Below are 26185 nucleotides of genomic sequence, written 5' to 3'. Positions count from 1 at the left end.
AAGGGGGATTGTATCTGCCAAAGGCCGTTTTGGGTCCTCGTCTCCACGGCTACACCCTCCTGGCAACAGCCGGCAAACCTACCCGGGCCCGGAATTGCCGCGCTGCTGTCAGCGCCCCATAGGGATCCCCCTTGTAGAGGCCGTAGTGCATGAGAGACATGCGCCGCAGCCCCAGTTGCGACACCTCCTGCAGCCACTCCCGCCGGCTCATGATGGCAAAGTCCACCTGGACCGTGTCGGCCCGACCGCCGTTGGGATGTTTGTCCTTAATCGAGGGCTCGTAGTGGGCCAGCATCAAGTTGCGGTGGATGGGGGCAAAGAGGCGGCAGCAGAGACGGATCTGCTCCGGGTTGCCCGGATCCGGCCCGTTCAGCTCTGGGTTAAACTCCCCTGGCCGCCGCTGGCGCATCGACTGGAAGGCGATCCCGTCCATCCGGCTCAGGGTCTCGGCAAAGGGCTCCACCATGCTGCGCCCCGACCCGCGCTGGGGATCGTCAAAGGTGGCAATCCACCCGCCCCAACAGAGGGCCACTTCGGCCTCTGGCAAACGCTCCTTGATGGCCTGGCGAGCTCTTAGGACGTTGCGCATGAGAGCCTGGTAGTAGGGGGCAGTGTCGGCGTTGTAGGTATCGGCAGGGATCCGCCAATAGGAAAACTCCGTGGCCAGGCTCCAATAGGTAGGGCGGCCTTGGGGGTTGGCTTGAGCGATATAGCCGGCCAATTCGGCTACATCCTGGACAAACTGCTTGGAGATGTGGTAATCGCCGCAGGGGCGGTGGGTGTCGTCTTCCCAGGTGATGATGTGGAGGGTATAGCCCCGCTCAAACCACTGCCGCAGAAGCCCGGCCTGGTGCCAGTTGCGCCAGAAGGAGAGATCCCCCTGGCGGTGATCAAAGCTGTTGAGCCAGCCACTCAGGAAATGGGGATCCCACCCCTGCGCCACCGCCGCCACCTGAGGATCCGACTCAATCTCCCAGAGAAAGCGACCGGGATCTGCCCCGATGCCCACTTCCCAGCGGGCCAGCAGCTTTGACAAGTTCAGGTTCCCAGGGGCAACGTTTTCGGAGCCTTGACCACAGCCGGCAACTCCATAGGCAGCTAGCAGCGCTCCGCCCATCTGCAGCACCTGTCGCCTCGGCCATTGTCGTCCCCAGCTCATCCCTTCTCCTCCTCAAGCTCTAGCTGGCGGGCCCACAGCCGCACTTTGGGGGAGCTATAAACCTCCCTGAAGCCCGGCAGCCCCTCAAAATTGAGCTCAGGCCAAAATTGCAGGATGCGATCGGCGCTCCGCAAGGGATCCGCCAGCCCCGCTACCAAGAGGTAGTCCACCCTTTCCTGGGGATGCTGAAGGGCCAGGGCAAACTCGTACTGGTGAGGAGTAAGGAAAGAGCGGGGATCCCTTGCCCAAAAGATAGCCTCAAAGTGGATGTCGTCGTCCACCAGCACTTTTTGTCCGGGCAACAGGTGGCGATAGAGATACTGCCCAACCTGGCGCTTTTCCTGCCGCAGCCTCCGCCAGTCTTCTAGGGCTTGCCCAGCAGAGGTTACTCCATACAGGTTTTGGGCAGCTTCCAACTCGCCACTAAGGGGCACTACCCCTGCCACCAGCCGCTCCCAGAGATCCCGCTCCTCAGCCACCAGGGGCATGAGGAAACCCGGCTCTTGGCTCACCCCATAACCGGCAGTGAGGCAGTTCAGCCCCAAGAGAGCGGTGATCAACAGGCACTTAGCCCAACGGGAACCAGCTCCACGAGCGAGGTAGGCGCTCATCCCAAGAGGCAAGGGTACCCAGAAAACAGCAAAACGGCATAGCTCTGGCAGAAACAGCCCTTGCCCCAGAGAAGCTAAGAGGATCACCAGCGGCATCCCCCAGATCAAGATCCAGACGCGACGGCCCAAACCGTGACCCAACAGGGATCCCATCCCCAACAGCAAATAGGCAGGAGCCAGCACCGCCAGCCATTTCCCAGCCTCCAGCACCCCCCGCCAGCCACCCGCCTGCTGCAAGTCTTCCCGCAATTGCGGCAGCCGCAGACCGCTGCCCACCTGGTAGGTGAAAGCCCAGGGATCCCCTACCGACAGCCAGTTGACGTACAGCCAGCTCAGGATCAAGGCCAGACTGACAAAGCCTGCCACCAAAAGCGAAGTCCAGCGAAAGCCCCAGGATTCGCGGCGAAAAGCCAATAGCAGTGCTATCGCCAGCCAGGGCAGCAGCCAGCTACTTTCCCAGCGCAGCACCATCAGAGGCCCCAAGGTCAGGCCAATGAGCAGCAGCCGCAGCGTAACGGGCAGCTCATCCTTCTCCACTGCTTGTTTCTCATCGGCCAGGGGAAACAACAAGGCCATGTTCACCCCCAGCAAAAGCGAGGTAGCTGTCCAGGTGGGGCTACGCAGCAGCATCAGGATCAAAGCCGGCTGCAGTAGCAGCAACAAGCCCCACAGCCAGCGCCACCCCAGGCCGGCGGGCAGACGGCGCAACTGTTGCCCCATCCAGCCCAACAACAGGGCTCCCAAAATGGCCTGCAGCAACAGCGGCGATCGCCCCAAAATGGCCGTGGCCAGCACCAGGGAGGGGGGGAAAGTGGTGCCGACAATGGGCAGGCGCGGATCCGGCCCCAGGGCGGCTACGGATCCCTTGTAGCCAAGAAACTGCATCTCCAGGCTTACCCAGCCCCAGCCTTCCTTGAGCCCCCACAAAAGGCCAGCTAGGAGCAGCAACGGGATCCCGATGGGCGCAAAGAGCCTCCAGAAGGCTTTAAGCTGAGTTGCAAACATAGATGCTTCGTAAACAAATTCAACTACTAAACTTAACAATTGAGCTGGGAGACTTGGATCCTCTAGAGAATCCCAAAAGCGACTGGATGCCAACAAGCTTCAGAAAAACCATTGGGTGATGGGTGGGTGTTTTTGGGGATCCCTGCAGAGCCGTATTTTCGAGGCGTTTCTTCTACGCATTTTGGCGTATTGGGTTCAGCAAAATGGTCGATGAAAAGTTGCTGGGCTGCAGGTGAAGATAGGAAGGTCTTTGAACGGGAACAGGGTGTGACCTCAATGCTACAGTCTGCGCGGGACATGAACGACGCGGCAATTCCGGCGCTGGAGCTTTTGCCCTCCCAGGCTGAGACCCGCCCCTGGGGCTCCTTCTGCGTCTTGGATGAAGGCCCGATGTATAAGATCAAGCGCATCGAGGTCAAGCCCGGCCATCGCCTCAGCCTGCAGATGCACTACCACCGCAGCGAGCACTGGATCGTGGTCAGGGGCACAGCGAAGGTTACCCGTGGAGAAGAGGTGATGCTGCTGAGCTCCAACGAATCCACCTACATTCCCCCCTGCACCAAGCACCGCCTGGAAAACCCTGGCACTACCCCTTTGGTCGTCATCGAGGTGCAAAACGGGGAATATTTGGGAGAGGACGATATTGTACGCTTCGAGGACGACTACGCTCGCACATAGGGTAGGCCCAAGACAGAAGGGCTCTCTTGTGGCCGGCTAATAACTTCTGAAGCCTGGACGGCTGCTCCCACCTTAGCGCTAGGCTTTGTCTGTGCATGTCTAGGGATCCAAACAAACAAGGAAAAGGGTGAGCCAGAAGAGAAAACAATGGGCGCTGCTCGTTGCCAGTTTGCTGTGCTGCGTGCCGGTAGAGGCAGTACAGGCAGAGCTCCTTTCTTTCCAAAGGCTAGGCTACGAGCGGTCGGTGCTGCTGCAAGGAGCTAACCCGCGCCTGGATGTTACTGTCCCTGCCCCCCTCAACGGCCTTGACCCCGAGGCCAGCTTTGTGCAGTTGCGGCTGGAGCCCTCACCGGTGCTGAAGCCGACTTCCACCGTGCGGGTGCTCATTAACGACGAGCTGGCCGGGATCTTTCTGGTGCGAGATTTGCGGCAGGAGCCGGTGGTGCGGGTGCCGATCTCAGATCTGCCCCCTGGTGAGCGCTTTATTACTGTCTCCGTCCAGCCTTTTTTGAGCATCAGCGATGACATCTGCGCCGATCTCAACACCGGCAATCTGTTGCTGACGGTGGGGCGGGACAGTTTCTTTGAGTTGGTGCCCCGCGTTCCGGATACCACGGTGGCTGGCTTTCTGCGCCTGGTATACCCTCAGCTTACTCTGGTGGTGCCAGCCAACCTCACTCCTGAAGCCGCAGAAGCGGCCCTTTGGCTCTATAGCTTGCTTTCCCACCTCTTTCCCCAGACCCCTATTCTCTGGAGCAACCGCCCGGTTGCAGGAGCTCAGGTTACCCTAGAACCGGCCAACTTCACCCCCCACCTGCAGCATGAAATTACCCCCGAGGGATCCCGCCTACGGGTAGCCGCCCGCCGCGAGTCCATTCTTGCCCTCTACGAGGAGTGGAAGCGGGCAGGTCTGGTGAGCCGAGGGATCCAGGTGGCAGCAGTAGCCGATTTGGAGAGGGCTCTCAGGGCCAACCGCCTCAGCTTCCGTGAGCTGGGGATTGTGGATCCCCTGCTGCGGGGGTTTGGCAGCCAGTCGCTGGTGTTCAACTTCAACCTATCTCAACTGGGGGGGCGCCCACGGGATCTGGCAGCGCAACTGGATGTGATCATGAACCCGGTGGATGGCCGAGCCGGGGATCGCCTGACGGGCTACGTGTTCTTGAATGGCGTTCTGCTGCGCACCTACAACCTAACCGGGCGCACCCAGCTCAACGAAACTGTGACCCTGCCCACCCGCCTGTTGCGCCGCTTCAACCAACTGGAGCTCCGCTTTGACTATGGCGCCAGCCTCGGTAATTGCCAGGGATCCCTGACCCCGCTGACCTTGCAAGTGCGTTCCGATAGCTCTGGCCTTCTCTGGAGTGGCTACCAAGCCCCCAACGGCGAGCTGCAGGAGATCCCGGCGGTGCTGCAGGGATCTGGACGGGTTGGGCTGGGGGATCCCCAACTGCTGCCGGCTGCCGCCTACCTGGTCGGTGCCCTCAGCCGGCTGGCCGCCCGACCCCTGCTGCCCACCCTTGAGGTTTTGCCCAAAGAGGAAGCCAACCTGGAGACGGGGAACTTTGCCTGGCAGGTGATCGTGGCTGGGCCAGATCAGGTGGAGCTTAATAGCCCCATCCGGCTGGGATCCCAGTTTGAAATCATCAATCCCCTCAACCAGCAGGTGGCCTTGGCCGCTCAGCCTCAAGAAAACCTCGGCCTTTTGCAGTACTTTCTCCTGAAAGGTAAGCCGAACCTTTGGCTTTCCTGGTGGGGATCTGACCCGGCTTTGGCAGAGCGCCTCAGCCGCGGCCTTGCCGATCCGCGCACCCGCCTGGCCAACCAGCTACAGGGAAACGTGCTCACCGCCTATGCCGCTGCCCCCGATCTCACCCAAGTACAGAGCTGGGATCTCACGCCGGCAGGCTATCGAGTGCGCTACCCTGGTCGCTTCAGTTGGCAGCTCCTGTTGTGGCAGTACCGCTACTGGCTGGTGCTAGTGCTGGCTCTCCTGCTGGCAGTAGGGGCCTGGAATGTCTACCAACGCTTGGCCCGCCGCCCTGAGTCGCCCACCCTTTCCTAGGGGGGTTGGCAGAGGACTTCCGGTTAAACCAGACTTGAGCCAAGCAAGGACTCCGTCCCACTTGCGCGAATAGGGTTTCCAGCCATGCTCCAGTCCCTCAAATCCTCGCTTTTGCGCACGGGCTACCTTACCCGGCAGCAATTGGCTGAGGCTGAGGAGTATCGCGAAGCAGCTAGTTGCTCCTTGCCTAGGGCTCTTTGGAGCTTGCGAGTCATGCACCCGGGCAAGTTTGTCAACTTGTGTCGCCAGATTCTGGACCGGCCTAGGCTGAGAGACTGGCTGCTCAAGCACTCCCTAGATCCAGAGCTGCCTTGGCTGATTGAGCCTATCGATCTGGTGCCGGTGCGCTTTTTGCCCTGTGGCTGGCTCGACCCGCAAACTGTTGTGGTGGCCACAGAAGAGCCGGGCTTCCCCGCCATTTGGCAGTCTGTGAAACACCTGTGCCCGGAAGCAGAAAAACTCTGGGAGATCCCAGCCACTGAAAAGCAGATCCTGACGGTCATCCTTGAGCGCAAGCTGGCCGCCGAGCTGCTGGGCAGCCGTCTTACCTTAGAGCAGTGGCAGCAGGCTTTGGAGATCCGCCGCCGCACCGGCTCCAGCCTGGGGCAGGTGCTGACCCGGCTGAGCTACCTCTCCACCCCCGAGTATCTCAGCATCCTAGCCCATTTGCTGGGCTACCCCGCTGTCTCAGAACTAATGGGGACAGGGCTGCTCCACCGCGACGAGAGCCTGAGCCGGCAGTTTGATCCCGAGGTGATGATGCGCCACCTCTTCTACCCCTTGAGCTGGACGGATGAGCACACCCTTACAGTGATGGTCAATGACCCCCTGGACTGGGTGGTGGATGAGCTGCTCTACAGCTGGCGGCCAGGCTTGCGGATTGAAAAGGTGCTGGGCACCGAGCAGGATATCACGCAACTGCTCAGCCAAGACCAGGGATCCCGCTTCAGCCAAGAGGCGGTGTACAAGCTGCTGACCCGTCTGCCGGAGGAATCGGCCTCGCGGGTGTTTACCCCCTCCCAAATTGCGGTAGGCTACGGCCTGCTGGTGCTGCTGCTGTGGGGGTTGGCCAGTGCTCCTTGGACAACCCTGACGATTTTGGTGTTGTTGGTCAATCTCTTCTATGTAGCCTCGATCTTCTTTAAGTTCGTGCTCAGCCTAGTGGGATCCGCCGATCGCTTCCACCAGATTACCGATGAAGAAGTGGCCGCCCTCGATGACCGCACCTTGCCCATCTACACCATCCTGGTGCCGGTCTACAAAGAGCCAGAAGTCATCCCGATTCTCATCAACTCCCTCTCCAAGCTGGACTACCCCCACGAGCGCTTGGATGTGATTATCTTACTGGAGGAAAACGACCAGGCCACCATCGAAGCCGCTCGGGCCGCCAAGCCCCCCCGCTACGTGCGCCTACTCATCGTGCCAGATAGCAAGCCCAAGACCAAACCCAAAGCCTGCAACTATGGCCTAGCCTTTGCCCGCGGCGAATACCTCACCATCTACGACGCTGAGGATATCCCCGACCCCGACCAACTCAAAAAAGCAGTCATCGCCTTCAAAAAAGGGGATCCCAGCTTGGTCTGCGTCCAGGCTGCTCTCAATTACTTCAACCGCAACGAGAACTTCCTCACCCGCATGTTTACGCTGGAGTATTCCTACTGGTTTGACTACCTCCTGCCAGGCTTGGAAACTCTGAAAATGCCCATCCCCCTGGGAGGCACGAGCAACCATTTCCGCACCGACCGCCTGCGGGAATTGCAGGGGTGGGATCCCTTTAACGTTACCGAAGACGCCGATCTAGGCATCCGCGCCAGCCAGCACGGCTACACGGTAGGGGTGATCAACTCCACCACCTACGAAGAGGCCAACTGTGCCCTCAAAAACTGGATCCGGCAGCGCTCCCGCTGGATCAAGGGCTACATGCAAACTTGGCTGGTCCACAACCGCAACCCCCTGCGCTCCTTGCGCAAGCTGGGCCTCAAAAACTGGCTGGCCTACCAATTTTTTATCGGGGGCAGCTTCTTTACCTTTCTCACCAGCCCCATCATGTGGCTGCTGTTTATTTACTGGCTGCTCACCCGCGCCCATTGGCTGCAAAACCTATTTCCCAGTTGGCTGGTTTATCTGGGCTTGTTTAACCTCCTGGTGGGCAACGCCATTGGGATTTACCTGAACCTGGTCGCGGTCTTCCGCCGCGGTTACTACGATCTGGCTTTCTATGCTCTGCTCAACCCCATCTACTGGCAACTGCACTCTATGGCAGCTTACATGGCCCTGTGGCAGCTCTTTACCAAGCCCTTCTACTGGGAAAAGACCATCCACGGCCTGAGCAAGTTTACCCACGCCAAAGTCCAGGAAGCTGCTCACAAAGCAGCCTAGGTTGTGTTGATCTTTCATTTGAGCCAAAAGAGAGCACTGACGAGATAGAGAAAACTCAAGAAGTTTCTGGCCAATTTGTCAAAACGAGAAAATAGATGCCGGTACTGCTTTAACTTATGAAAAAAGCATTCGATTAAATGCCTCTCTTTATACAGATGCTTGTCATAATGCCGCTGCGTCTTTCTATTCCTTTTAGGCGGAATAACCGCTTGAGCTTCCCCTATCTTCTCAATCAACTTATCCGCATCATATCCTTTATCCCCAATTACTTTGGTATCCTTTCTCTGCCAGCCCTCTATCAATTCTTCCCCTTGAGTAATATCGCTCTTTTCTCCGCCAGTTATTCTCAATTCCAGCGGATTTCCCAACCCATCTACACTCACATGAATCTTGGTGCTGTATCCGCCTCGGCTTCTCCCCAAAGCTTGCTCCCCTTTTTTCCGGCAGCACAGGAGTGCGCTCGAACCATGGTTGAATCAATAATGAGATGCTCTAAATCAGGGTCGTCAATAAAATACTTGAACATCCGTTCCCACACTCCAAAACGACTCCACCGGTGGAATCTTTGATAGATGGTGTACCATTTGCCATATCCTTCTGGGAGGTAGCGCCAAGGAGCACCGGAACGGGCTATCCAAAGAACTGCTTCAATAAACTGTTTGCAGTTTGCTTCTTTCCCAATGTTAACTCTCTCTTCTGTCTGTAAAAAAGCCAATATCTTCTGCCATTTGTTTTCATCTAAAAAAACCAACTTCATCCTCTTTCCTCTATAAACTATTCTCTCTATCCTAACATAAGATCAACACGACCTAGGCTACGGACTGAGTTCCTAAGCAGTAGCAGCGAAGTGAGGACAGCCAGCACCCTTCTAGAAGCTGTAGTCCGAGTCTACGATCACAGCACAACCACTGGGGTGAAGACAGCTAGCCATGATCACCTTGACAGAAAAGTTGCCCTCGTAGGGCGCCTGCACGATGGGGAAATCGTCCAACAGTTCGTCTGCAGCCACCACCTGACCGCTGGCATCGTAAAGCACCAGATCCACATCGAAGCAATCCTGGTCGCACTGCGCCCAGATGTTTTCACCTCGGTAGAAATAGCCTGTAACTACGGTCGATTGTCCATTAAAAAGCCACAAACTACGGCTCTGAGCCCAGGCGGCAGCGCCCCCGATAACTGTGGCCGCTCCTATTAAGCTTGCCACCAACCAGCCCCGCACCGAAGCCATAAGACTGCCCTCCTACTGAAAAACGGAGATAGATTTTCTACAGGGATCCACCTCAACGCCCACACTCTAGCACCCAGATCCGTTTCTCCCGAATGATTCAGATCACGTTAAGGATCTTAAGAATCTCATGCTGAAAATCGCGAAAAAGAGTTACAAAAAAAGGGATCCCGAGTAGAGCAGGGATCCCTCAATTCTGACCAGAAATCCGGCGAAGCTCCCGCATCGGTCTGGCCGACTTCTCATTGCGGCAAATTCAGTTCCCCCCTTCGCCCTAAGGGATCCGTCAAGACATTGCCGGCGGGGCCTTTGATTTGAATGGTGCAGCGGCTGCCGGACACTTCAATAACGTTGTAGTTGGGCACCGCCAGCTCCAAAAAGCGCAGGTTGCCTGTGGTTACCCCTGGGATCCCGCTCACTTGCGGATTGGTCGGGTTCACCGGTGCCAAAAAGCCGTTCACAATTAGGAAAGGGAGGCTCGTTGGCACAACTGATGTGTAAGAAGCGAATGGGTCGTCCATCTCCAGGAGCCGGCAGGGTGCGGAACTGTCCCACGGGACTGGTAAACCCCTCGCTGACAAACCGGTAGAAGTAGCGCTGCGCTGGCCTCAAGCCGGTGACGACGGCACGAGCAATGTAGTCGCCTGGCTCAGTGCGGTAGTTGCGGCCCGCCACACGGCGAGCAGTAAGCGAAACTTGTTGCGAAATGGGGTTGAACTCGGAATTCTCAGCCACCTGCAACGTCACCGCAACCGTGTCTGTTGCACTGGCCGGGATCACCCGCGTGGAAAGCACCGCCCCTTCTGCGGTGGGATCCCCGGCAAATACCCCTTGGGGAAATCCAGGCACTCCCAGGGGGGGAATGGAGGAACTGGAGGTGCCCCCACAGGCAGCCAGGGCGGCTGCCCCACCTCCAAACATAAGCAGTTGCAGGAAAAAGCGACGGGAACGCAGGGAACTCATAGGGCCCACCTCAGGGACGCAGGCAAATGTAAAGGGATCCGCAGCAGAGGCCAATCGCCTTTTTAGTCAAGCACCTTTGCCCCCAAGCTGAGGTTGTGGGCAGGTGAAGGCTGGGTTAGGGTTGGTTTAACGGCTCTGACCCCTGCGCCCAGGTTCCCCACGGCCTTTTCACAGAGCTTGCTGAGAAGGCTAAAATTTCATTACAGTTTTTCCTGCTTTTGCCCCATTTTTGCGGTTTTGCGTTCCTTAGACTTCTTGTTGACCCTGCCGAAGGAGGGATCGTTGTGGCTACAGAGACCCTGGTCAAGCCTTCTGTAACCCCGAAGCACATGCCCATGTACCGGGTGTTGCTGCACAACGACGATGTCAACACCATGGAGTACGTGGTGCAGGTGCTGGTGAAGGTGATCCCGGCGATGATGCCGCCGCAAGCCACCGAGATCATGCTAGAGGCCCACAACAACGGTGTTGCTGTGGTGATCGTGGTGCCGCGGGAGCACGCGGAGTTTTACTGCGAACAGTTGCGGCAACATGGCCTGACCAGTTCCATTGAGCCGGAACGCTAAGCAGGAGCGGTTGGGGTGGGCCTGCTGATTGCAAAACTCAAGGCTTTCCCCTTGCCGCTGCGGCTGTTGCTGTTTTTGGGGATCCCGCTCTTGGCCTGGCTGCCGTTGCTCGGGCTGGGGAGTTGGCTTCTTCCTGAACGACGGGAGTACCTGTGGCTGCCCCTGTATGCCTTGCTGCTGGTCTGGCTGGGGCTGTGGGGATCTGGATTTGCTGCCTATGGGCTAGATAGCAGTTGGGCCTGTCGGGGCGGGATCCTGTGGGGCCTGGGGATCGGGGTCGGGGGGCTTTTTCTGCTCTTTGGCCTAGAGGGTGCCCTGGGCTGGCTGAGCTGGCAGCCGGTGGCAGGGGGATCCCTGCTCGGCTATGGCTTGCTGGGGTTAGGGGTGGGCCTGGCGGTGGCGCTGGCGGAAGAGCTGTTGTTCCGCGGTTGGCTGCTGCAGGAGATGGCCTTGGACTACGGCTGGACAAGCGCTCTGTGGGGATCCAGCCTTCTCTTTGCTTTGGCCCATTTCTTAAAGCCGCTGGCGGAGATTCTCGCCACCTGGCCCCAGTTTCCGGGGCTATGGCTGATGGGCTTGCTGCTGGCCCAGGCCAAGGTGTGGAACCAAAACAAGCTAGGACTCAGCCTGGGGCTGCACGCCGGCTGGGTGTGGGGCATCACCTGGGTCAACAACTTGGCTTGGATCGAATACACCGGCAAAGCGTCAGAGTGGCTCACCGGCATCGGCGGCAACCCGCTGGCCGGCTTGATGGGCCTGTTCTTCCTAGTCGGCACCTTCCTTGTTCTCAAGGGGTTGGCTGCCGGCAGAAGCTGAGCAGCGCCGCAGCATCTCCCCTCTCCCTGAGGGAGAGGGGCTGGGGGTGAGGGCCGCCATCTAGGTCGAGACAACTGAAGATTCCGGGATCCCTTCCTCCGCCCAAGGGCCGTTCTCATAGTAGGCGGCCACCCTCTCCCGGTCGGGCTGGGTTAGCAGGCTGACCACCACCAGCACGGCTGTGCCGGCGACCACCGCCGGGATGACCGGCAGCCAGCCGCCCGTCCAGCCTTTGGGCAACAGGCCCGACAGCCAGCCCAAGGTGAGGCCGCTGGAGACCAAAGCTCCGGCCACGGCCCCGGCGCGAGTCGCCCGCTTCCAGTACAGGCCGGCGATCAAGACGGGAAAGAGCATGGCGTTGCCCTGGAAGCTCCAGGTGGCAATCTGGGCAATCAGCCCCGGCGGCCTGACGGCAATGGCAAAGGAGACCAGCCCAATCCCCAGCACCACCCAGCGGCCCAACAGCTCCTCCTGGTGCGGGGAAAGCGGGCGCTTGAGGAAGGTGACCACCAGATCCCGCGTCACTAGGGAGCTGGCCGTGAGCAGTTGCGAGTCCGCCGTGGACATCAAAGCCGCCAGCGCGGCTGTAATCACCACTGCCGCCACGCCGCTGGGCAAGCTCTGCAACATCAGCGGCATGATCTGGTCCGGCTGCTGCAGGTTAGGAAAAGCCAGCCGGCCCCAGACGCCAATGAGGGCTGCCGGGAAAAACACCAGCAGAATGAGCAGCGGCCAGACCACCATCAGAGTCTGGAAGGGACGGGCACTTTTGGCCATGTAGAAGCGCTGGAAAAACTGGGGAAAAAGGGGCGTGGCCATGAAAAACAGCAGCTGGTTGCCAAGCAGCGTCTGCCAGCTCCAGCGCCCCTGCGGGCCCGGCAAGCTCAGCCAGGGATCCAACTGGCTGCCAGCCTCCTGGCCCCACCTCAAAGCCACTGCCACAAGAGCCACCCCCATCCCCAAAACCAAGATGATCCCCTGCACCACGTCCGTCCAGACCACCGCCTGGGAGCCGCCGAAGAGGACATAGCCCAAGATCACCAAGGCCACCACCACCGCCAGGGGCCAATAGGGGATCCCCTCCCCCAACACCGCCGCCAGGGTGCGGGCTCCGCCAATGATCTGGATGCTGATGTAGGGGGCGGTAAACGTCAGGGCGCTAAGGCAGTAGAGTAGAGCCAAAAGAGGGCTGTTGAAGCGGTGGCCGAAAAACTCGGAAGGGGTGATGAAGCCAAAGTGTTGGGCTGCTAGCCATACCCGGTAGCCCACCCACAAAAACAGCCCCGAAATGAGGGCGGTGGTCACCCCCACCCCCAGGAAGATCCCTAGGCCATGGGTATAGGCATCTGCCGGCACCCCAATGAAGGTAAAGGCGCTGAGCAAGGTGGCCAGCGTCGTCAAAGTTAGAGCCAGGGATCCCAACCCCCGCCCTGCCAAAAAATAGCTCACCGGATCCTGGCCGCTGTGGCGATAGCTCCAGAAGCCAATGGCCGCCAGCAGCAGCAAGTACACCCCCACCACACCCAAACTTAAAATGCTGTCAGTCATCTCCAGGCCAGCAAACGCGCACAATGTAGAAGTTAAGAGGTACCAACAGCAGGACAGCCAATCCCGCCAGCCAATGCCAGGCCGGGATCCCCAAAAACTGGGGCTGGGCCGAGCGGGATCCCACCCAGGTCAACAGCCACAGCAGGGGATAAAACCCCCACACCCAAGCTTGGCGCATCCGCCCAAACCGCAGCTGCCTTGATCCTTGAAGGTTACCGGCGGGATCCAACCCTGACATCTACCCATCTCCTGCTTTTTTGCCAAGCGTTCCTTTTGCCAATCATTTAAGATACAGCCACTACTGCGCAGAGCTAAATTGTCTTTTCCCCTTTCCCCTTCAGATCCTGTTGGCAAGAGGGAGCCTTCCCGTGGGCCAGGCCATGAAGAACGGGAGCGGCCCTACTGGCTAGCTTGGGCCCGCATCAAAGGGATTGGCCCCCACCGGCTCAAGCGGCTGGCGGAGTTTTTTGGATCCCTGAAGCAGGCCTGGCAGGCGGACGCCCTGGACCTGCAGCAGGTAGAAGGCATCGGCCCTACCTTGGCCCAGGCAATTGTCTCTGCCCGGCCTGGCCTCGATCCTGAGGAGATCCTGGAGCAGACCCAAAAGCCTGGGATCCCTTTCCTAACCCCGGCGGATCCCGGCTATCCGCCGCTGCTGTGGGAGCTGCCGGATCCGCCGCCCCTTCTCTATGTCTTAGGGGAATGCCCCGATTGGCAGCAGCCGGCCATTGCTGTTGTCGGCACCCGCGCCCCCACCTCCTACGGTCGGCTCTGGACTCAGAAAGTTAGTGCCGCCCTGGCAGAAGCCGGCTGTGTGGTGGTCTCGGGGCTGGCCACCGGGATCGACGGCATTGCCCACCAGGCCTGTCTGGATGCCGGCGGCAAGACGGTGGCCGTGGTGGGAACGGGGGTGGATCAGGTTTACCCCGCCCACCATCGCTCCCTCTACCGGCGCATCTTGGAGCAAGGAGCCGTCCTCAGCGAATATCCTCCCGGCACGCCGCCGGCCAAGGAGCACTTTCCCCAGCGCAACCGCATCATCGCCGGCCTCTGCCGCGCCACCTTGGTGATGGAGGCCCCAGAGCGCTCGGGGGCGCTGATTACCGCCCACCTGGCCAACCACTACGGTCGGGAAGTGTACGCCCTACCGGGGAATATCGACACAGCGGCGGCCCGCGGCTGTCTGCAGCTCATCCGCAACGGCGCCGGCATGATCCTGGGGATTGAGGAGCTGCTCCAAGAGCTGGATTTGGTTCAGGGATCCCCTCCCCCAGAACAGCCCCCCTCCTTCGGCCCCAGCGATCCCCAGCAGCAGCTTCTCTGGCAACTCCTGGGCAACGAAATCCTCAGCCTCGACGCCCTGGTCCAGGCCACCCAGATGGACATTGCCACCCTCTCCAGCACCCTGCTGCTTATGGAACTGGAAGGCTGGCTGGTGCAACTGCCGGGGATGCGCTACCAGCGGGCTCGCTGAGGTTGGATCCCTGCCCAGCTTCTCCGATAGGAGCATGACTCTAGTCAATAATAAGCTGAAAATAATGTATAATATGTTCAGTACGGATTACTACCAGTTGATCTTTCTGTTTACTTTCGAGTCTGCCAACATGGTAGCCAAAGCAAAGCAGAAAATTGGTAGTAAGACGACACGGAAACTGCGCTTTGGGTATTCTACTCAAAGCTTTGCGGGATACCGCCATTCTGTTTGGAAACAAACAGAATGCTATCGCTGCATAGTTGAACAGTGATGTTCAGCAGTGTTCAGCGTAAATGTATCAGCACGACACGTGGGATCCTCGTGGCGCGGGTTGTTCACATGGGTGCTGACGGGGTAGGCGGCCATGGCCTCTGCCGGGTAGGGGCGGAGCAGGGGCAACAGCAGCTTGGGATCCCGCACCCGTGGATCCAGCCAGAGGTCGTAGTCGTTTTCCGTCAAAATGGCCGGCATCCGCTCGTGGAAAGGCTCCATCATGGCCGGCGTGTTGAGGATGGCGCAAGTTTCTATCTCCACCCCTTGTGGGCTGCGCCAGCGCTCCCAAATACCGGCAAAGGCAAACACAAGAGGATAGCTTGCTAGCCCCGCACTTGAGTGCGCGCCGGAAAAGCGCGCTAGCCACTTTAGTCGCTTACCCATGATGGGGGTCGTTGATATAATTTCATAGCTCAAACAACCTCTTCCTGACTTCTCCTACCAACACCTTTTTCCTTCTCTTTGGCCAAAAAATAAGATAAACAACCGCTAGCCCCACACCATGGTTGTAGTGATTGTACCGTTGACTTCCCTCTCGCGCTATCGCTTACTTAGGTTGGAACAAAGAACAAAAACAAGAATGCGGTTTTAACCAAAACTTTGTTTTCATTCCAACAGGTCGGTTCAAGGAGCGTATTGCGCAATTATGTCGGCATTATGGCATGGAGTTTATTGAGGTAGAGGAGGCGTACAGCTCGCAGGCAAGCTTCCTAGATGGGGATGAGCTACCTAATTATGGTGAAAAACCCGACGGGTGGAGACCCGCTGGAAAGCGTGTCAAGCGGGGCCTGTACCAAACGGCAAAGGGGTGGTTGGTCAAGGCTGAGGCAAATGCTGCCGCCAACCTGCTTAAGAAAGTCAGCAGAACCTTGGGGCTTTGCCTTCAGGAACTGTCTAGAGGCGCTTTGACAACGCCTTTGCGACGACCGTGTAAGAATCCCCCGCCTTTAGGCGGTGGGAGTGTCAATACTCAGGCGATACTGGAAAAGCTCTTCTCCAGGGATCCCATCATGCCTCACGCCAGTGCCTTTCTCGAGGTGATCCCCGCCATCGACCTTTTACAAGGCCGCGCCGTGCGTCTTTACCAAGGCGATTACGCCCAAGCCGAGCAGGTGGCCGCCGACCCCGTCCAGCAGGCAGAAATCTGGGCCACCCAAGGGGCGCCTCGCCTGCATGTGGTGGATCTGGACGGGGCCAAAAGCGGGGATCCGGTTAACCTGCCCATCATTGCAGACATTGTCCGCAAACTGGCCATCCCGGTACAGGTGGGGGGTGGGATCCGATCCCTGGAGCGGGCGCGGCAGTTGCTGGACTTGGGGGTGGAGCGGGTGATCGTCGGCACGGTGGCTGTAGAGGATCCCGCCCTGCTGGAGGCCATGACCCAGGCTTTGCCGGGACGCATCTGGGTGGGGATCGACGCCCGCCAAGGTCAGGTAGCCACCCGCGGCTGGCTGAGCACCACTCCCCTAGCCGCCACCGAGCTGGTGCAACGGGTCCAAGCCCAAGGGGCTGCCGGGATCATCTACACCGACATTGGCCGGGACGGCACCCTGGCCGGCCCCAACCTAGAGCAGTTGCGCCAGATCCTGGCTGTCTCCCGCCTGCCGGTTATCGCTTCCGGGGGGATTGGCTCGCTCACCGATTTGCTTGCCCTGCTGAGCTTGCCGGGTTTGGCCGGAGCCATTCTGGGCAAGGCCCTCTACTCAGGAGCTATCTCCCTGCCAGAGGCGTTGCGCGCCGTGGGGCCGGGCCGCTGGCAAGATCTGCCGCCAGAAACTGGATCCCGGTGGGCCTAGGGAGAAACAGCCCTGGCAAAACTTTTGCCATACTGGACGGAATCGACATGTAACTGATACATTTACGCTGAACACTGCTGAACATCACTGTTCAACTATGCAGCGATAGCATTCTGTTTGTTTCCAAACAGAATGGCGGTATCCCGCAAAGCTTTGAGTAGAATACCCAAAGCGCAGTTTCCCTGTCGTCTTACTACCAATTTTCTGCTTTGCTTTGGCTACCATGTTGGCAGACTCTAAAGTAAACAGAAAGATCAACTGGTAGTAATCCGTACTGAACATATTATACATTATTTTCAGTATAGTTGAGCTTATTATTGACTAGAGTCATGCTCTAAACAGCTTCTAGGAAACCAACCGGGAAGGAAGATCTTCCCCAGGCTGACTCTTGTCTAAGCGTTTTTTAGGATAGCCATGGAAGTTCCCGCCCTTCGCCCTGCCGTTCAAGCCTTACAGCCGGAGTTGGTGACCTGGCGCCGCCACCTGCACAAGTATCCAGAGCTGGGTTTCCAGGAGAAGCAAACCGCCGCCTACATCAGCCACCGCCTGAGAAGTTGGGGGATCCCGCACCAGACCGGCATCGCCCACACCGGCATTGTGGCTACCATCGCGGGAGAAGAGCCAGGGCCGGTTTTGGCGCTGCGGGCCGACATGGATGCCCTACCCATTCACGAGGCCAACGAGGTCGAATACCGTTCCGCCATCCCCAACGTTATGCACGCCTGCGGCCATGATGGCCACACGGCCATTGCCCTGGGCACCGCCAAGCTGCTGCAGCAGCACCGCCAAAGCCTCAGAGGCACCGTCAAAGTTATTTTCCAGCCTGCTGAAGAAGGCCCCGGCGGAGCCAAGCCAATGGTGGAAGCGGGGGTGCTGAAGAACCCAGATGTAGAAGCCATCCTCGGCTTACACCTGTGGAACAACCGACCTCTGGGCACCATTGGCGTCAAAAGCGGCCCCTCGATGGCCTTTGCCGATCGCTTTCAAATCGAGGTCATTGGGCGCGGTGGCCATGCCGCTCTTCCTCAGCAGACGGTGGACGCCATTGTGGTGGGATCCCACATTGTGAGCGCTTTGCAGACCATCGTCTCCCGCAACGTGGATCCGCTGCAGCCGGCGGTGGTGACGGTGGGCCGCTTCCGGGCCGGCGACACCTTCAATGTCATTGCTCCCCGGGCAGAAATTTGGGGCACCGTGCGCAGCTTTCAGCCGGAAGTGCGGGATTTGCTTGCAAGACGTATAGAAGAAATCGTGGCCGGCATTTGCCAAGCCTATGGGGCCACCTACGAGTTCCAGTACGAGCGGGGCTATCCGGCGGTTCACAATGACCCGGCCATGGCAGCCCTGGTAGAACAAGCCGCCCGCCAGCTGTTCGGTTCAGAAGCGGCGATTATTCCAGAGATGACCATGGGCGGCGAGGACGTCTCGTTTTTCCTCAACGAGGTGCCCGGCTGCTACTTTTTCCTGGGATCCGCCAACCCTGCCAAAGGGCTAGATTATCCCCATCACCATCCCCGCTTTGACTTTGACGAAGCTGCCCTCGGCATTGGGGTAGAGCTGTTCTTGCGCTGCATTGAAAACTACACTGGAAAGACTTTGGATTAAAGGGGGCACTTCCCAAAAAAGCTGTGACCATTTGAATAAGCCGTTCGCTACGTCAAATCCTAGCTCCCCTCTCCCTCAGGGAGAGGGGCTGGGGGTGAGGGATACCCTCTGGGAGAGGGGCCGGGGGTGAGGGGAGACTCCCTCTAGGGCCGAAGTAGGTCGGCGGATCCAGCGCCGGGAATCGGCAAGCGTTCCAGCGGTTTTGGGGTGGCAGGAGCGGGGACAGGATTCAAGTCGGCGGGAATGTACAGGGGCTTGGGATCGGGATCCCCGCCGAAGGCGAGCACAAGCTCCCGCAGCAGGGCCTGTCGCTGTTGCCGGCTCAGGGCTTGCACGGCTGCCTTGTCTTGGGCATAGGGGTTGACCGTCAGCCGCTCGGCACCGGGGTAGCGCTGGGCAACTATCGGCTCGTTGGCGTCCAGATAGTCTGCTAGCGTCAGTTGCCAGTCAAAGCGGTCGGTAGGAGAGCGACCGACCACCTGCAAGTGATAGACCATCATCCGCCGCACCAAGGTATCTTCCTCAGGCGCGGGGCCGCCGTCATTGGGGTTCACGGGGGTATAGGTGTTTTCCAGAGGCAGATCTGGCAAGGCCTCGTAGACCTGCCGCGCCGCCTCAGGGATCAGCCGCAACTGGGCATAGGCAGGGCCGGATCCCAGCAGGGCCACAGCGGCAATGCCCACCCAGCCTCGCCAAAGAGCTTGCTTTTTCACCACGACTTTCTTCTCCACCGGTAGCAAACCATCGCTCAAATTTTTGAGCGGCAACTCTTATCTCTCCTGATTGGAAAGAGCTTGGGATCCCAGAGCAGTTGGGAAGCGTTGCAATCTAGACATGGACATGAACCATTCTAAGCTGCATAGATTTTTTTGGCTCAGCGTTTATAGACAGGATAGCCGGCTGCCAATTGACCCCAGCTTTTAACGATCTCTAGTCAATGCTCAATCCCTCGACCACCTGAGGCTGAGAACGTGGCCTGAGAGGGGCAGATTGGGCTACGCGATCCTGTCGTCGGTGGGGCTGAAAGTGATTTTGCCACAAGCCGAGGATATCAAGTGTTTCGCCACCATGCTGGGTGTAGCGCTGCCGTACTTTACACAGAACAGGGGTATTGACACACACGCCGGAGACAATCACCTGACCCTTGCTCAAAGCCGGCAATTCCTGTAACAAATCCCGTCCGGCAGCCTCAACACTGTGGCGCAGATTTTCTTGATCGGAAGGGTTGACAATTCGCATCAAAAATTGGCTCATGCATTGCGATAGAATGTCCGAGTCCAGCTTGCCGGGGCGTTGCGTGATTAGACCTACTCCTAAGCCAAACTTCCGCCCTTCGCTGAGAATGGTGCGCAACACCTGCTTGCAGCGGGAGGGCTCGTGGGCAGGGGCAAAGCGATGGGCCTCTTCCAACAAGATAAAAACAGGATAGGGCAGGTAATTTTCATCCCCCGGTTGGATCTTGCCTTTATGGGTGTTAATGCGGGCGTAATTGGCCTGGCGCAGGATGGCGGCGGCAATGACTTGCTGCTCTTCCTGGCTAATCTCGTGCATCTGCAAAATGGTTACCTGCCCTGGCTCAAACAAATCCTTGGGGGCCAGGTGTTCCACATTGCTAAAGTAGGGAGAGCGATCGATCTGCTCTAGCTTCCACTCCAAAGCAGCGGCTGAGGATCCCCGGGATCCGTCCTCTGCCGAATCTTCTTCGTTGACGGTGTCGATCAGATCCCGAATTGTCCAACGTAGTGGATTGAACTGGGTAACCTTGCGGAAAGCTTTCTCTAGGAAAGATTTCTGCCGGTCGGTGGTCTCTGGCAAGAGGGTAAGGATATCGAAAAAGTTGAGAGAAGACACGCGGATCTTGATTTCCTGTGGGGAGAGAACCTTAACCTTAGGGCGGTAGCCGTCTTCGCCCAAAAACTTGGGGTGGGACTGCATCTCTGCCAGTGTATGGTATTCCCCATGGGGATCAAAAATGAGAACAGCAGCCCGGTTTTTGGGCAACATCAGCTCTTCAATCAAGACCCCCGCCGTGTAGGATTTTCCGGATCCCGTCCCCGCCAAAATAGCCAGATGGGTGCTAACCATTTCCTTGACATCCAGCACCACGGGCACCGCTCCCTCGTCGCGCAACAACAGGCTGCCCAAGTGAGCGCCCCCAACGGCTGTTTCATCTCGTTTGTTCAAAATCGATTTCAGCAGACGATTGGAGGCCAAAAAGACTTTGGCACCGGGATCCGGAGGGCGACGGGGGTTAATAAAGCCCATGGCGCGGTGAAAATAGCCGATGACCTCGACGGTAACTGCGTAGATTTCCGGGTTGGGGTGGGTAAAGCCCACCAAAGCCACAATGGTGCTGGGATCGATCTCGGTGTCGGCAAAGATGCGATCGGGAATGTGATCCAAGAGCTGGACTTGCCTGATCTTGCCGAGAATTTTCAGGGTTTGGGACTGGGTATCCTGAACCTCATAGTAGACAAAATCGCCTACTCTTACAGCTTGGGTATTGGAGGTGATAAAAACATACTGGTTGGAGGTTTCACCGGGGCCCTTGACAGTGCCGATTACTTCTGGGGCCTCTTCATCGGAGGAGAAGACAGCTTTTGGATAGTGTCCATTGTCAAGAGACTGGGCGATCCCTACAGTTTTTTTGGTCATCAGCGCATCGCTCCTACGGTCATTTTCCAGGCCAGTTCTTTGCTTAGAATTTGCAGGGCCCGCCGTTGAGCCGGATCGGAAAACATGGGTATGATATCATTCAAGACTTGATAAACAAGGTGGTCGGCAAAGTTGCCGCCGCTGCTCAAGAGCAATCCATAATACGAAAATTGGGTTTGACCTTGGGGATCTTGGTGAAAACGTAGGATTTCTTCTTGGCTCATGCGAAAAACGGGCGTGTTCACAGGCACCACCACGCGCGGGATCCCTTGCCGGCCACAGCCCCGCTCTTCGTCCAAAGCTCCGATGAGAACCACCGAAAGCAGCGTGCGCACCTCGTTTTGTAAATCGGGGGAAAAATAGGGATCCGGCTGGCTGGAGAGGCGCGGGCCGGAGTTGAGAAAGAGCGGGTTTACAATTTGGGTGTTATAGACCAGACCTACAGCCCAGTGCCGTTGATCATTCTCCAGCTTAACAAAGCTGCCAAAGCCATAGTCATCAGGAGAGGGAGGATTTTTGACTTCTAGGGCGTCATCCACCTGCACTACGTAGTCGCAGTGATTGTTGGAGCGAACCACCTTGCCCAATCTCATCGGACTCGCCTCCGCTGCAGTTTACTCACCGTTTTCCGAGATAACCTGAGGTTGAGCTTCTCGCGGCTTGCCCAATCTTGCATCAGGCGCAGGAAAAGGTTGCGATCCTCATTGCGAATAACGGCTATTTGATCGGCTGTCTCTAACACATAGGGATAGCCTCTACCAATGATGACCTCGCAGCGCACCAGATCCACGACCCAGTCCAAAAGTCCTGCCTCGTAAACCCAAACCGGTATCTCCAGCCGGGCCGGAAAGTTGTCGTTGGTGCGCAAATAAACAAATCCCACTCGCTCTCGCATTTCTTGGTAAGAGTTGAGGATCCCATCTTGAGGGTTAAGGCTGCCGCCGCGAGCACAGATAAAAAAAGGGGTGCGCTCCCCCCACTCCAGCCACGGGCTGAGGAGTTGGGCATCGTGAAGCTGAGGAGCTTCAGGAAGATCGAAGCAATGCCGCAGCAATGTCACCAGATCTGAGGTATAGGTAGTGTCGATGTAGGCCACAACAGGGATCTGGTTTTGCTCGCTGGCCCGCAGCACCTGGAGTAAACATTGTACGTAGAAATCTCGGCTTTCTGGCTCAAGGGCTTCCGCAAAGGTAGCCACCAGAGCCCCATCTAAAAAGGCCAACTTTCGGGATCCAGGCTGAGCTCCCCGGATATATTCCACCAGCTTTTCTGTTTCCATTTGGAAGCGACGCATGTTGACGACGCGCTCTTTGGGCTCGCCGCTGCTATCGGATCCCAAATCCTTTGGAGTCAGTACATCGACTTGAATATCTTTTTCGTACAGGCCTTGGGCACAGTGATGATTCTCATACCAGCCGATCTGCACCAAGGCCACCGGAATTGACAGATCCTTGCTGGGATAGATTTGGGATCCATCTACTGCAAAGGTGGAAATATTTTTAATAATCGACCTTGCCCATTCATCGCTTTCCTCATGGCTAGTCCATGCCTGTTCAAAAGGAACTGACCAACTGGAGTAAAGATCCCACTCTTGAGTAGGTAGAGCACCCGGAAAGTCCAAGGGCGCTATTTTTTCGGCAATCTCTGCGCTCGACCACTGGCACAATCTTTCCATGGCCTGCCGATATCCCTCTCTGCGCTCCGATAGCCCTTGATCAAAAGTGACGAAAGCCTCCCGCTTTTGCTGCAATACTGCCAGAACCCGGTCAGCTCTAAATACCATAGGTGGGATCCCTCCTCATCTGGCCAGAGCCAGCGTGCCTCTCCACCCGAATGATGTTTTCCGTTACTTGCTCAAAGGTATCGTCGTGGCTGATCACAAATAGCTGCTCAAAAGAGCGCAAATTGGTAATGGACTCGGCCAATCGCTGTCGGCGCTGGGCGTCCATGTTGGTGGTGGGCTCGTCGAAGAAGGCAATATCCAACTGTCCTAACACCTTGAGCAAGGCTAGGCGAACTGCCAGAGCTGCCGACATCTGCTCTCCTCCAGAAAGGCTGGCAAAACGTCGTTTGGGGCCGCCTCCCTCTTGAACGCGGATCTCGTAGTCGGCCTCCCAGGTGAGGGCAACATTGGGGCGGTTGAGGATTTCCCGGAAGAGGTGATCGGCAATGTTGTTGATCTGCTGTAGATAGTATTGGGTAATTTGAGGACCAGCCTTTTTGTAGGTATCTCGGCTAAACTTAATGAAGCGATGCAGACGCTCTTTCTCGATTCGTTGCGTCTCGACTTGTTTTAAGGTTTCTCTCACCCGCTCCAGTTGCTGTAACCTTTCCTGGATTTTCTGTAGTTGAGGGGCAAGGCTTTCCAGGCGAGCTTGAGCCTCGGCCTTTTGAATTTCGGTGGCCTGCAAAAGGGAGCGCAGACGTTGGTGCTCCTGAGGCTGATAGAGGGAAGCCAAAGGATCCCGCTGTGCCCGCAATTGGGACAGTTGGGTTTGCAATGCTTGCTGTTGCGCCTTCAGTTCACTGAGCTTCCGTTCTCGTTGGGGGAGCAGTTTGGCAATAGGCTCCAGACGTAGATATTGCTCGTGATCCGCTCGGTAGTGTTCGCGCTGTTCTTGCAGGGATCCCAGCTCTCGATCCAGGTGTTCGGTTTGCAGCAGCGCTTCCTCGAGGGGGCGGAGTGCTGCCTCCAAATCCTGGATTTGCTGTAGGCAACCTGCCTGCGTTTGCAGGTACTGTCTTTCCAGCTTGAGCTCCGCTTTCAGCCACTCAGCCCGGCTTCTCGGATCCCCCAGGGACTTCAAGGTTTCGGCGGCTTTTACAATTTGGGCTTGCAGGTAATCTTTGGATCCCTCTATTTTCTCCCAGCGATCAATTTGGGCTTGTTTTTCCTGCTTAGCTTGCTGGATCTGTTCTAGAGCCAACTGAGCTGTTTGCAGTTCATCTTTTCGTTGTGGCAAACTTTGGACAAGTGGTTGCATACGGATAACGGTTTCATAGCTGTTGCGATGGCAACTCTGCTCCTCCCGTAAAGCGGCAATTCTCTCGTCTAGATCGGCAAGGGGCTGAAGCTGCTGCTCTAGGGCTTGTATCTGTTGTTGAAGTTGCTGGATGCTGGCTACAACTTGCTGGTACTCTTGCTCAACTCTCGGCTTATTGTTGAGCTCCTTTTCCAGGCGCTGGATTTGCCCCCTGGGATCCCCCAGTGCCTGCAGCGCTTGGCCAATTTCCTGTTGTTGCCGAAGAAAGTCTGGCTCTGCCTCGAGGCTCCACTGAAGATCCTCAATTTTGCTCTGGCGTTCGTTTTGCCATTGCAGCAACTGTTGAATTTGAGCTTCTAACTCGGGAATCTGCGCCGTTAAGCCCAGCAGGGGCTGCAAAGTCTTGAGTTGCTCCTGGATATCAGCCAGTTGCTGGCGTAGCTGAGGCTCGCAAGTTTGGGGGGAAAGATCCTGTAGGATTTGTTGGATGGATTGCAGTAACTGTTGGCTGAGGGCTGAAGACTGGGCCAGAACTTGCGGGATCCGCTGCCATAGAGGTTGGAGTTGCGGATAACTCTGTTGGCAAGCGGCCAGCTCCTCCACAAGAGTTTGAATGCTGCGGTTGTGCTGGGCCAGTTGGTGAGAGCCCTGCTCGAAAAGGGCTTGGAGTTCCCGCTGAAATTGCCGCGCCGCGGCTAGGCGGCTGAGCTGAGTTTGCAGTCGCTCTTGTTGAGCCTCCAGGAGGGGAATCTTGGCTACGTGCTCTCGATCGGCCTGTCGCTGTCGAAGCTGCAGCCGCAACTGTTCCAACTGGGCCCGGCCCTGTTCCTGTTCTGTTTCTCTCTGTCTTAGCTCTAGGCGCAGGGCCTGAAAAGAGGCCAACTTCTGGCCAATTTGAGAGTACCGTTGTTCCAGGACGGTTTGCTTTTCGCAGAGCGTTTGCAGGTGTAGCTTTTCCTCCTCGATTTTCTGGAAGAGTTGGAGCTGCTGTCGATATTCAGATTCTCGCAGTTGGAGTTGGTGGAGCTGCTGCCGTAAAGTTTCCCGCTGAGCTGTCAAGGTCTGCCGTGTTCGTCGCAACGCCTCTTGCTCTGCCACCCAAGCCTCCAACTCCAGATAACGCCTGTAGGCCGATTCGTGCTGTTGACAGATGGCCTGCGCCTGTTCAGCCTCTTGGACGCGGCTTTGCAGCAGTTGACAGCGCCCGGCGTGGGCTGACCATTCTCCCTGAAGCTGCTCCCATTCGCGGTGCAGTTGGAGCAAGGTGTCGAGCTGCTGAGCCCAATGGCTTTGCCGGCGCTCTAGCTCCTCTTGGGCTTGAATTTGGGGAGCCAGCTCCTCTAGCTCCTGCTTGCAGCGCTGTTGTTGGCTGAGTTTTTCCTGCAGCCTCGCCAGTTGGTTTTCGAGGTTCTGCTTTTGCGAGAGCAGGGCCTCCCGCCGCTTCAGCCACTCCAGGCGCTGCTGCCGTTGCTTTTCCAGCTCCCACAACCGATCTTCTATGGCCAAAAAGCGCTGAGATCCCTCTTGGTGGTGCTGTTGTTGTGCCTGCGCTCGCTGGGCCTCTGCCCACAGCTTTTCGGCTTGCTCAAGGGCTACTGCCAGCAGGGATCCCTCTTGCTCCAGTTGAGCAATTTGCCGGTCGAGCGTTTGGATTTGCTCAAGCAGCTTCTCCAGCCGCTCCAGCTCCAGCTTCACCTCGGCCAAGGTATGGGTATGGTGGCTTAAGCGCTCCTGCCAGTGGCTCAGTTCTTGCTCGATTCTCTGCTGCTCTACTTGCAGCGGATCCCAGTCTTGCATCTGTTGATGGAGCAGCTCAATTTGATGCTTGACGGCCAGAACTTGCGCCTCGCTGTATTTTTCAACTGCCAGCAGATCCTTTGCAACTTGCTGGTACTCTTCTACCTTCAAGATGCGGTCGAAAACTTCTTTCCGCTCCCGACTGGTTTTGAGAAAATCTGCTGTGAAAGTGCCCTGGGGCACCCCAATCGTTGTAGCAAAGAGCCGCGCCAAATCAGTACCGGCGGGCACACCCAAATGTTGCCTCAGCCACGCTAGCACATCTGCCTTGCGCTCGTAATCTAGGCGCTGCTTCAATTGCGGATCGAAGAGGCGATATCCCTGCCTGACACTGCGGCGAACGTCGTAGGTGCGCTGATCCCACTGGGAGATAAACTGGACAGTAGCCACCGCATCGCTGGCCCCTGTGCGGATGAGTTCTTCTTGGTTGTAGGGGCAGTAGTCAAACAAAACCCAGGCGATGGCCTCTAGAATGCTGGTTTTGCCTGCTCCATTTTCTCCACAAATGGCGTTGATACCGGGCTCAAACTCGAAGAAGGCGTCCTCATGAGACTTGAAGTTCTGCAGAGCCAAAGAGAGGATCCGCATG

At 57.5% G+C, this 26185-nt stretch carries 22 protein-coding genes and 1 pseudogene; 8 read left to right on the top strand and 15 right to left on the bottom strand.

Features of this window, described 5'->3' with window-relative positions; translation table 11 throughout:
* Positions 1-49 precede the first annotated feature (49 nt).
* Both ACVW0R_RS01720 and ACVW0R_RS01715 read right to left on the bottom strand, forming a co-directional pair.
* The gene (locus ACVW0R_RS01720) at positions 50-1159 is read right to left on the bottom strand and encodes a hypothetical protein (RefSeq protein WP_457501549.1); all 1110 of its coding nucleotides are present in this window, start codon (positions 1157-1159) and stop codon (positions 50-52) included.
* Entirely contained in the window at positions 1156-2775 is a 1620-nt protein-coding gene (locus ACVW0R_RS01715; protein WP_457501548.1) for a hypothetical protein, read from the bottom strand. The genes ACVW0R_RS01720 and ACVW0R_RS01715 overlap by 4 nt, the downstream gene beginning before the upstream one ends.
* Before the next feature lie 297 nt (positions 2776-3072).
* On the opposite strand from ACVW0R_RS01715, the gene ACVW0R_RS01710 reads away from it, so the two are divergent.
* The 3 genes from ACVW0R_RS01710 (at position 3073) to ACVW0R_RS01700 (ending at position 7894) form a co-directional block, all read left to right on the top strand.
* On the top strand, positions 3073-3453 hold the full coding sequence (locus ACVW0R_RS01710) for a cupin domain-containing protein (RefSeq protein WP_457501566.1): 381 nt from the start codon (positions 3073-3075) through the stop codon (positions 3451-3453).
* Between the two features lie 127 nt (positions 3454-3580).
* Complete coding sequence (locus tag ACVW0R_RS01705) at positions 3581-5515, top strand: cellulose biosynthesis cyclic di-GMP-binding regulatory protein BcsB (protein ID WP_457501547.1); 1935 nt, start codon at positions 3581-3583, stop codon at positions 5513-5515.
* Between the two features lie 213 nt (positions 5516-5728).
* Positions 5729-7894, top strand: coding sequence for a glycosyltransferase (locus tag ACVW0R_RS01700; protein ID WP_457501546.1), 2166 nt, complete (start codon positions 5729-5731; stop codon positions 7892-7894).
* A 14-nt stretch (positions 7895-7908) separates the two neighbouring features.
* Here the strand turns inward: ACVW0R_RS01700 and ACVW0R_RS01695 are convergent.
* From ACVW0R_RS01695 to ACVW0R_RS01680, 4 genes are all read right to left on the bottom strand, one after another.
* Positions 7909-8651, bottom strand: a protein-coding gene (locus ACVW0R_RS01695; RefSeq protein WP_076611515.1) for an IS5-like element ISSoc13 family transposase whose coding sequence is annotated in 2 segments (ribosomal slippage) — positions 7909-8333 and positions 8333-8651 — 744 coding nt in all. Because the reading frame shifts where the segments join, the coding sequence is not laid out codon by codon here.
* A 111-nt stretch (positions 8652-8762) separates the two neighbouring features.
* Positions 8763-9122, bottom strand: coding sequence for a hypothetical protein (locus ACVW0R_RS01690; protein WP_414382381.1), 360 nt, complete (start codon positions 9120-9122; stop codon positions 8763-8765).
* A gap of 239 nt (positions 9123-9361) precedes the next feature.
* Positions 9362-9484 (bottom strand): hypothetical protein, encoded by a 123-nt coding sequence (locus tag ACVW0R_RS01685; RefSeq protein ID WP_276307366.1) that lies wholly within the window; start codon positions 9482-9484, stop codon positions 9362-9364.
* Complete coding sequence (locus ACVW0R_RS01680) at positions 9462-10082, bottom strand: PhoD-like phosphatase N-terminal domain-containing protein (RefSeq protein ID WP_240527812.1); 621 nt, start codon at positions 10080-10082, stop codon at positions 9462-9464. Before ACVW0R_RS01680 ends, ACVW0R_RS01685 begins: the two co-directional genes overlap by 23 nt.
* Positions 10083-10366: 284 nt before the next feature.
* Between ACVW0R_RS01680 and clpS the strand changes: the two genes are divergently transcribed.
* Both clpS and ACVW0R_RS01670 read left to right on the top strand, forming a co-directional pair.
* Positions 10367-10648, top strand: a complete 282-nt coding sequence (gene clpS, locus ACVW0R_RS01675) for an ATP-dependent Clp protease adapter ClpS (protein ID WP_099812808.1) — start codon at positions 10367-10369, stop codon at positions 10646-10648.
* A 15-nt stretch (positions 10649-10663) separates the two neighbouring features.
* The gene (locus tag ACVW0R_RS01670; protein ID WP_457501545.1) at positions 10664-11464 is read left to right on the top strand and encodes a CPBP family intramembrane glutamic endopeptidase; all 801 of its coding nucleotides are present in this window, start codon (positions 10664-10666) and stop codon (positions 11462-11464) included.
* A gap of 60 nt (positions 11465-11524) precedes the next feature.
* Here ACVW0R_RS01670 and ACVW0R_RS01665 read toward each other — a convergent pair whose 3' ends face one another.
* Together ACVW0R_RS01665 and ACVW0R_RS01660 are read right to left on the bottom strand one after the other, a co-directional pair.
* On the bottom strand, positions 11525-13012 hold the full coding sequence (locus tag ACVW0R_RS01665; protein ID WP_099812806.1) for a sodium:solute symporter family protein: 1488 nt from the start codon (positions 13010-13012) through the stop codon (positions 11525-11527).
* Positions 13005-13190, bottom strand: a complete 186-nt coding sequence (locus tag ACVW0R_RS01660; protein WP_457501544.1) for a hypothetical protein — start codon at positions 13188-13190, stop codon at positions 13005-13007. The genes ACVW0R_RS01665 and ACVW0R_RS01660 overlap by 8 nt, the downstream gene beginning before the upstream one ends.
* Before the next feature lie 138 nt (positions 13191-13328).
* Between ACVW0R_RS01660 and dprA the strand changes: the two genes are divergently transcribed.
* Positions 13329-14486 (top strand): DNA-processing protein DprA, encoded by a 1158-nt coding sequence (gene dprA / locus ACVW0R_RS01655; protein WP_457501543.1) that lies wholly within the window; start codon positions 13329-13331, stop codon positions 14484-14486.
* Between the two features lie 246 nt (positions 14487-14732).
* Here dprA and ACVW0R_RS01650 read toward each other — a convergent pair whose 3' ends face one another.
* Both ACVW0R_RS01650 and ACVW0R_RS01645 read right to left on the bottom strand, forming a co-directional pair.
* A complete protein-coding gene (locus ACVW0R_RS01650; RefSeq protein ID WP_414390612.1) occupies positions 14733-15068 on the bottom strand; it encodes an SOS response-associated peptidase family protein in 336 nt (111 codons plus the stop codon).
* A 100-nt stretch (positions 15069-15168) separates the two neighbouring features.
* Positions 15169-15303 (bottom strand): annotated as a pseudogene (locus ACVW0R_RS01645) (IS200/IS605 family transposase); the annotation flags it as partial.
* Between the two features lie 466 nt (positions 15304-15769).
* Between ACVW0R_RS01645 and hisA the strand changes: the two are divergent.
* Together hisA and ACVW0R_RS01635 are read left to right on the top strand one after the other, a co-directional pair.
* Positions 15770-16555 (top strand): 1-(5-phosphoribosyl)-5-[(5-phosphoribosylamino)methylideneamino]imidazole-4-carboxamide isomerase, encoded by a 786-nt coding sequence (gene hisA / locus ACVW0R_RS01640; RefSeq protein ID WP_011431306.1) that lies wholly within the window; start codon positions 15770-15772, stop codon positions 16553-16555.
* Positions 16556-16969: 414 nt separating this feature from the next.
* A complete protein-coding gene (locus ACVW0R_RS01635) occupies positions 16970-18160 on the top strand; it encodes a M20 metallopeptidase family protein (protein WP_011431307.1) in 1191 nt (396 codons plus the stop codon).
* A 143-nt stretch (positions 18161-18303) separates the two neighbouring features.
* On the opposite strand, the gene ACVW0R_RS01630 is transcribed toward ACVW0R_RS01635, so the two are convergent.
* The 5 genes from ACVW0R_RS01630 to ACVW0R_RS01610 form a co-directional block, all read right to left on the bottom strand.
* The gene (locus ACVW0R_RS01630; RefSeq protein ID WP_228375336.1) at positions 18304-18927 is read right to left on the bottom strand and encodes a hypothetical protein; all 624 of its coding nucleotides are present in this window, start codon (positions 18925-18927) and stop codon (positions 18304-18306) included.
* A gap of 163 nt (positions 18928-19090) precedes the next feature.
* Positions 19091-20815 (bottom strand): ATP-binding protein, encoded by a 1725-nt coding sequence (locus ACVW0R_RS01625; RefSeq protein ID WP_011431309.1) that lies wholly within the window; start codon positions 20813-20815, stop codon positions 19091-19093.
* Complete coding sequence (locus tag ACVW0R_RS01620) at positions 20815-21408, bottom strand: hypothetical protein (RefSeq protein WP_011431310.1); 594 nt, start codon at positions 21406-21408, stop codon at positions 20815-20817. Before ACVW0R_RS01620 ends, ACVW0R_RS01625 begins: the two co-directional genes overlap by 1 nt.
* Entirely contained in the window at positions 21405-22598 is a 1194-nt protein-coding gene (locus ACVW0R_RS01615) for a DNA double-strand break repair nuclease NurA (protein WP_011431311.1), read from the bottom strand. The genes ACVW0R_RS01620 and ACVW0R_RS01615 overlap by 4 nt, the downstream gene beginning before the upstream one ends.
* A complete protein-coding gene (locus tag ACVW0R_RS01610; protein ID WP_457501542.1) occupies positions 22588-26184 on the bottom strand; it encodes an AAA family ATPase in 3597 nt (1198 codons plus the stop codon). Before ACVW0R_RS01610 ends, ACVW0R_RS01615 begins: the two co-directional genes overlap by 11 nt.
* Position 26185 lies beyond the last annotated feature (1 nt).

It is taken from the genome of Thermostichus sp. MS-CIW-15, from assembly GCF_054060575.1.
Note: the sequence above shows the minus strand (reverse complement) of the source record. Positions and strands in the feature narration are given on the sequence as shown.

Excerpts from the sequence above, each read along its gene's own strand:
- ACVW0R_RS01625 (WP_011431309.1), bottom strand. The coding sequence starts at position 20,815 with ATGACCAAAAAAACTGTAGGGATCGCCCAGTCTCTTGACAATGGACAC.
- ACVW0R_RS01665 (WP_099812806.1), bottom strand. The coding sequence starts at position 13,012 with ATGACTGACAGCATTTTAAGTTTGGGTGTGGTGGGGGTGTACTTGCTG.
- ACVW0R_RS01715 (WP_457501548.1), bottom strand. The coding sequence starts at position 2,775 with ATGTTTGCAACTCAGCTTAAAGCCTTCTGGAGGCTCTTTGCGCCCATC.
- ACVW0R_RS01615 (WP_011431311.1), bottom strand. The coding sequence starts at position 22,598 with ATGGTATTTAGAGCTGACCGGGTTCTGGCAGTATTGCAGCAAAAGCGG.
- ACVW0R_RS01620 (WP_011431310.1), bottom strand. The coding sequence starts at position 21,408 with ATGAGATTGGGCAAGGTGGTTCGCTCCAACAATCACTGCGACTACGTA.
- ACVW0R_RS01635 (WP_011431307.1), top strand. The coding sequence starts at position 16,970 with ATGGAAGTTCCCGCCCTTCGCCCTGCCGTTCAAGCCTTACAGCCGGAG.
- ACVW0R_RS01680 (WP_240527812.1), bottom strand. The coding sequence starts at position 10,082 with ATGAGTTCCCTGCGTTCCCGTCGCTTTTTCCTGCAACTGCTTATGTTT.
- ACVW0R_RS01660 (WP_457501544.1), bottom strand. The coding sequence starts at position 13,190 with ATGCGCCAAGCTTGGGTGTGGGGGTTTTATCCCCTGCTGTGGCTGTTG.
- ACVW0R_RS01700 (WP_457501546.1), top strand. The coding sequence starts at position 5,729 with ATGCACCCGGGCAAGTTTGTCAACTTGTGTCGCCAGATTCTGGACCGG.
- ACVW0R_RS01690 (WP_414382381.1), bottom strand. The coding sequence starts at position 9,122 with ATGGCTTCGGTGCGGGGCTGGTTGGTGGCAAGCTTAATAGGAGCGGCC.
- ACVW0R_RS01710 (WP_457501566.1), top strand. The coding sequence starts at position 3,073 with ATGAACGACGCGGCAATTCCGGCGCTGGAGCTTTTGCCCTCCCAGGCT.
- ACVW0R_RS01720 (WP_457501549.1), bottom strand. The coding sequence starts at position 1,159 with ATGAGCTGGGGACGACAATGGCCGAGGCGACAGGTGCTGCAGATGGGC.
- ACVW0R_RS01610 (WP_457501542.1), bottom strand. The coding sequence starts at position 26,184 with ATGCGGATCCTCTCTTTGGCTCTGCAGAACTTCAAGTCTCATGAGGAC.
- hisA (WP_011431306.1), top strand. The coding sequence starts at position 15,770 with ATGCCTCACGCCAGTGCCTTTCTCGAGGTGATCCCCGCCATCGACCTT.